Source organism: Thermomonospora catenispora, assembly GCF_006363815.1.
GTDB lineage: Bacteria > Actinomycetota > Actinomycetes > Streptosporangiales > Streptosporangiaceae > Thermomonospora > Thermomonospora catenispora.
This window is the reverse complement of sequence record NZ_RRYT01000069.1, coordinates 1-5355: the sequence shown is the minus strand read 5'-3', so window position 1 is coordinate 5355 and position 5355 is coordinate 1. Positions and strand designations below refer to the sequence as shown.

The 5355-nt window shown below is 74.9% G+C and carries 5 protein-coding genes; 3 read left to right on the top strand and 2 right to left on the bottom strand.

Annotation, left to right across the window (positions count from 1 at the left end):
- Positions 1–1008 (bottom strand): AAA family ATPase (locus tag EIO00_RS23735; protein ID WP_140182626.1); only part of this gene is annotated, 1008 nt, incomplete at its 3' end.
- Positions 1005–2135, bottom strand: coding sequence for an exonuclease SbcCD subunit D (locus EIO00_RS23730; RefSeq protein WP_140182624.1), 1131 nt, complete (start codon positions 2133–2135; stop codon positions 1005–1007). The genes EIO00_RS23730 and EIO00_RS23735, both read right to left, overlap by 4 nt.
- 117 nt (positions 2136–2252) lie before the next feature.
- Here EIO00_RS23730 and EIO00_RS23725 point away from each other — a divergent pair, with 117 nt between their 5' ends.
- The 3 genes from EIO00_RS23725 (at position 2253) to EIO00_RS23715 (ending at position 5246) form a co-directional block, all read left to right on the top strand.
- Positions 2253–2936 (top strand): RibD family protein, encoded by a 684-nt coding sequence (locus EIO00_RS23725; protein WP_140182623.1) that lies wholly within the window; start codon positions 2253–2255, stop codon positions 2934–2936.
- 18 nt (positions 2937–2954) lie between these two features.
- Complete coding sequence (locus tag EIO00_RS23720; RefSeq protein ID WP_140182621.1) at positions 2955–3548, top strand: cytidine/deoxycytidylate deaminase family protein; 594 nt, start codon at positions 2955–2957, stop codon at positions 3546–3548.
- 264 nt (positions 3549–3812) lie between these two features.
- The gene (locus EIO00_RS23715; RefSeq protein ID WP_140182619.1) at positions 3813–5246 is read left to right on the top strand and encodes an aldehyde dehydrogenase; all 1434 of its coding nucleotides are present in this window, start codon (positions 3813–3815) and stop codon (positions 5244–5246) included.
- Positions 5247–5355: the final 109 nt, after the last annotated feature.

Below are 5355 nucleotides of genomic sequence, written 5' to 3'. Positions count from 1 at the left end.
GATCAGCGGCACGACCCGGTCGGCGCGGGTCGCCGCCGCCAGCCGGTCCGCCCAGCCGGCCCGCTCGGCGGCCCGCTCGGCGAGTTCTTCGAGGCGGCGCAGCGCCTCGGCGCGGCGGCGCCGCCGCTCGGCCAGCGTCCGTCCCCGCTCCAGCTCCTCTCCGGCCTCGTCCCGCCGTCGTGCGCAGTGCGCGGCCAGCTCTTCGGCCGCCGCGCACACGTCGGCGAGCTGGCCGGCGAGCTCGGTCGCCCACGGCACCAGGGACTCCAGCGGCCCGGCGGGCTCCTCATCGGGGTCGCCCGGGCCGGGGGGCGGCGGGGACCCGGCGTCCGGGCGGAGCGCCCCGGCGACCTCGGCGATCCGGTCGGCGATCCCCTCCACCCGCCGGGCCGGTTCGGCGGCCTCCCGGCCGGTCCGGGTCCGGGCGTCGACCAGCCATTTCTCGACCCGGGTGTAGATCTCGGCGGCGAACAGCCGTTCCAGCACCGCGCGGCGTTCCTCGGCGCCGGCCCGCAGGAACGTCGCGAACTCCCCCTGCGGCAGCAGCACGACCTGGCAGAACTGGTCCGCGGTCATGCCGAGCAGGCGCTGCACCAGGTCCCCGGCCTCGTCGATGCGGGTGGTCAGCCCCCTCCAGTCGCCGCGGGAGAGCTCCTCGACCAGCACCCGGGCCTGTTCGCGCCGGGTGCCCCTCCCGCGCAGCTTGGGCCGCTCCCAGGCGGGCGAGCGGGTGAAGCGGAACCTGCGTCCCCGCAGCGTCGTCTCCAGCACCACCTGCGGGGCGACATGGGGGGCGGCGTGGTCGCTGCGCAGTCCGTCGGCCTTGCCGCGCACCCCGGGGACCCGGCCGTACAGGGCGAAGCAGACGGCGTCCAGCACGCTGGTCTTGCCCGCGCCGGTGGGGCCGTGGATGAGGAACAGCCCGGCGTCGGACAGGGCGTCGAAGTCGACGGTCTCGGTGCCGGAGAACGGCCCGAACGCGGTGATCTGCAGCCGGTGCAGCCTCATCGCGCCGCTTCCCGGTGCCGGCAGGCCGTGAAGGCCTCCTCCAGCAGGTCCGCTTCGGCGGGGTCGGGGTCGGCGCCGGTGACCTCGGTGAGGAAGCCCCGGGCGATGTCGAGCTCGGAGCGGCCCTGGATCCGTTCCGACCAGGTGCGGCGGGCGGAGCGGGCGCCGTCGTCGTCGGGTTCGAACGACAGCGCCAGGGTGTGCGGGAAGCGGGCGCGCAGGCGTTCCATGGCGTTCTGCGGGCGTCGGGGATCGGTGAGGGTGACCTGCAGCCAGCGGTCCTCGTGGTCGGCCAGGGCGGGGTCGGCGAGCAGGTCCTCCAGGCGTCCCCGCAGCCGGCCCAGCCGGCGCGGGACGGGCGCCTCGACGAAGGTCGTCTCCAGCCGGTCGCCCTCCAGGTCCACCAGCCAGCTCCCCTTGCGGTGGTGCTCCTCGGAGAAGGAGTAGGCCAGCGGCGACCCGGAGTAGCGGATCCGGTCGGTGATGCGCTGACGGCCGTGCAGATGCCCCAGGGCCGCGTAGTCCACGCCCGCGAAGATCTCGGCGGGAACGGTGGAGACGCCGCCGACGGAGATGTCGCGTTCGCTGTCGCTGGGCTCGCCGCCGGTGACGAACGCGTGCGCCAGCACCAGGGAGGGCGCGCCGCGTCCGGCCCGGTCGGCGTCGATGCGGCGCATCGCCTCGGTCAGCGCCGCGGCATGGCCGCGCCCGCGCAGGCCCCAGGGCTCGCGGACCAGTTCGGGCTCCAGGTAGGGGATGGGATAGACCGCCGCGTCCCCGACCATCACGGGGGTGCCCACGGTGCGGAAGTCGGTGCGGATGTGGACCCCGGCGGCGTCCATCAGGTCGGCCCCGAAGCCCAGGCGGTGGACCGAGTCGTGGTTGCCGGAGATCAGCACCACCCGTGCGCGCTCGGCCAGCCGCCGCAGCGCCTCCCCGCAGAGCCGGACCGCGTCCACCGGCGGCAGCGCCCGGTCGTAGACGTCGCCGGAGATCAGCACGCAGTCGACCCGTTCCGCGCGCACCGTCTCGACCAGGTGGTCGATGAACCGCGCCTGGGCGTCGAGCAGGTCCGCGCGGTGGAACGAGCGCCCCAGATGCCAGTCGGAGGTGTGCAGGAATCGCATGTCCCGGCACACCCTAAAGGCCCTTTCGCCCCAGTGGCCCCGCAAAACGCCGACGGGTCCGGTGACGTTCGCCCGCGTCGGGCCGGTCGCGACCGGCCCGACGCTATCGTCGGGAAGGTGAACGACCGCCCCTATGTCCTGCTGAGCTGCGCGATGTCGGTGGACGGGTACATCGACGACGCGAGCCCCGAGCGGTTGCGGCTGTCCACTCCCGCGGACTTCGACCGGGTGGACGGCGTCCGAGCCGCCTGCGACGCCATCCTGGTCGGCGCGGGCACCGTCCGGGCGGACGACCCCAAGCTGCTGATCAAGTCCCCGGAGCGGCAACGCCGCCGGGTCGCCCGGGGCCTGCCCCGCCAGCTCACCAAGGTCACCCTCACCTCGAGCGGCGACCTGGACCCCGGCTCGCGCTTCTTCACCACCGGCGACTCGCCCAAGCTCGTCTACGCCGCCTCCCCCGCGGTGCCCGCCCTCAAGGAGCGGCTGGCGGACGCGGGCGAGGTCATCGACGCCGGCGACCCGGTGGACCTGCGCCGGATGCTGGCGGACCTGGCGGGCCGGGGCGTGCGGCGGCTGATGGTCGAGGGCGGCGGCGGCGTGCACACCCGCTTCCTCACCGAGGGACTGGCCGACGAGCTCCAGCTGGTGGTGGCGCCGTTCTTCATCGGCGACCCCGCCGCCCCCCGCTTCGTCCACCCCGGCGTCTTCCCGCAGAGCCCCGCCCGGCCCATGCGCCTGGCCGAGGTCACCCGCATCGGCGACCTGGTCCTCATGCGCTACCTCATCAAGAGCCGCCGCTGACCGCCCAGGAGGGATGCGATGAACGCGACCGCGCCCGAGGACCGGCGCGACCGTCACTGGCTGGCGCTCGCCTGCGACCTGGCCCGGCTGTGCCCGCCGTCGGACACCGCGTTCTCGGTCGGCGCGGTGATCGTCGGAGCGGACGACTCCGAGCTCGCCCGGGGCTGGTCGCGGGAGACCGACCCCGCGGTGCACGCCGAGGAGTCCGCGCTCGCCAAGCTGCTCGGCCGCCCGTTGAGCGAGGTCCCGCCCGCGGTGGACGAACGGGGCGGCGGGCGGGACGCGGCGGGCGGGACGCCGGAGGACGGGGCCGGGCGGGGACCGGAGGCGGCCCGGGCGGCGGTGCTGCGGGCGCTGGGGACGCTGGAGCTGACGGGGGCGACGATCTACAGCTCGCTGGAGCCGTGCGGGCGGCGGCTGTCGCGGCCGTGGCCGTGCGCCCGCCTGATCGCGGCGGCGGGGATCCGGCGGGTGGTGTACGCGTGGCGGGAGCCGTCGCTGTTCGTGGAGGGGAACGGCGAGGAGGTCCTGCGGGCGGCCGGGGTCGAGGTGGTGCGGATCGAGGAGCTGGCCGACCGGGCCCGGGAGCCGAACGCCCATCTGACGGGCTGAGCCGGGCGGCCGGGACCGGCGATCCCGTCCCGATCGCGCGGACCCGCCCGGGCCGCCGGGACGCACGGCGGCGTCCCCGTCCCGGGCCTCCGTCTCAGGCGTCCGCCCGGGCGGCTCGTGCCGGGTGGCCCGTCTCAGGCGCCGGATCGAGACCGGAGTCTCGACCGATGCCCGCCGAGAGTGGGACGGCTATGGACAGCGCTGCGGCGGCCCGTGAGCCTGGGGACCGAACAGGCATTCGGTCAGGGTTCAGGAGGGTGCGGCATGCATGTGCGCGACCGGCTGTTCATCGGCGGCCGGTGGACGGCTCCCGCCGGCACCGGCGTCATCGAGGTGGTCTCACCGCACACCGAGGAGGTCATCGGCCGGGTCCCCGAGGGCACCGAGGCCGACATCGACCGCGCCGTGGCCGCGGCCCGGCAGGCCTTCGACCACGGGCCCTGGCCGCGGATGACGCCGGCCGAGCGGGCGGAGATCCTGGGGCGGCTGTCGGCCATCTACGCCGAGCGGCAGCAGCAGATGGCCGATCTGATCACCGCCGAGATGGGGTCGCCGATCCTGTTCTCGGTGTTCGGGCAGTCCGCCATCCCCCAGCAGGTGCTGCAGTACTACGTGGACCTGGCCGCGTCCTACACCTGGGAGGAGGAGCGGCGGGGCATGCTCGGGCCGGTGACCGTCACCCGGGAGCCGGTCGGCGTGGTGGCGGCGATCGTGCCGTGGAACGTCCCGCAGTTCACCCTGATGCTCAAGCTGGCCCCCGCGCTGATCGCCGGGTGCACGGTGGTGGCCAAGCCCTCCCCCGAGACCCCCTTGGACGCCTATCTGCTGGCCGAGTGGATGCTCGAGGCCGGGATGCCCGAGGGCGTGGTCAGCTTCGTGCCCGCCGGCCGGGAGGTCGGCGCGTACCTGGTGGCGCATCCGGGCGTGGACAAGGTCTCCTTCACCGGGTCCACCGCCGCCGGGCGGCGGATCGGGGCGGTGTGCGGCGAGCACCTCAAGCGCTGCACGCTGGAGCTGGGCGGCAAGTCGGCGGCGATCCTGCTGGAGGACGCCGACGTGGCGACCACCATGGAAGGGCTGAAGACGGCCTCGCTGATGAACAACGGCGAGGCCTGCGCGGCGCAGACCCGCATCCTGGCCCCGCGCAGCCGCTATGAGGAGATCGCCGACGCGCTGGCCTCGATGGTGGGCTCGTTGCAGGTCGGCGACCCCGCCGATTACTCCACCGAGATCGGGCCGCTGGTGGCGCGCCGCCAGCAGGAGCGGGTCGAGGGCTACATCCGGCTCGGCCAGGAGGAGGGCGCCAAGATCGTCACCGGCGGGCTGACCCGGCCGCACGACAGGGGCTGGTACGTCGCGCCGACCGTGTTCGCCGACGTGGACAACTCGATGCGGATCGCCCGGGAGGAGATCTTCGGCCCGGTGCTGGTGCTGATCCCTTATGAGGATGAGGCCGATGCGATCCGGATCGCCAACGACAGCGAGTACGGGCTGGGCGGGTCGGTGTGGACCGCGGACGTCGAGCACGGCGTCCAGGTGGCCCGGCAGATCCGCACCGGCAGCTGCGGGGTCAACATGTACGTGCTGGACCCCAACACCCCGTTCGGGGGGTTCAAGAGCAGCGGGATCGGCCGCGAGCTGGGGCCGGAGGGGCTGGTCCCCTATCTGGAGCACAAGTCCATCCCCCGTCCTGCCTGAGGCGGGACCGTACGCCCGGCGCGGAACGGGAACCGCCGATGAGCGGCGCCGCCGGCCGCACGCGCCTCCCGCGCGCCCGGCGCGGGAGGCGCGGAGCGGGCGCGCCGCC